Origin of the sequence: Staphylococcus gallinarum (assembly GCF_000875895.1) — a bacterium.
In the GTDB taxonomy this organism is placed as follows: Bacteria; Bacillota; Bacilli; order Staphylococcales; family Staphylococcaceae; genus Staphylococcus; species Staphylococcus gallinarum.
In genome coordinates this window covers 1-241 of the sequence record NZ_JXCF01000030.1, presented here as the reverse complement: position 1 = coordinate 241, position 241 = coordinate 1, and the positions used below count along the sequence as shown (strand labels likewise).

Annotated in this window: 1 protein-coding gene; it reads left to right on the top strand. The window is 26.6% G+C overall.

The features are described 5' to 3' along the window. The coding region (locus SH09_RS12085; RefSeq protein ID WP_042739914.1) for a Rep family protein at positions 1-241 on the top strand (241 nt) is incomplete at both ends.

Here is a 241-nt window from a genome sequence, read left to right as displayed (position 1 = left end):
CTATCACGTTTTGTATATCGCTAAAAATCCAGTCACAAAGGAAAGTGTGAGAAATAAAATAAAACGTGCTTTAGGAGATAAAGCCTTATCACATATAGAAATTGTAGATGGTGTCGAGAGTGTTTATAAATATTTAACACACGAAAGTAAAGATGCTATTAGAAAAAACAAACATAAATATAACAGTGAAGATATTATTCATTTAAATGATTTTGATATTGAGAGATATATTTTTTTAGAT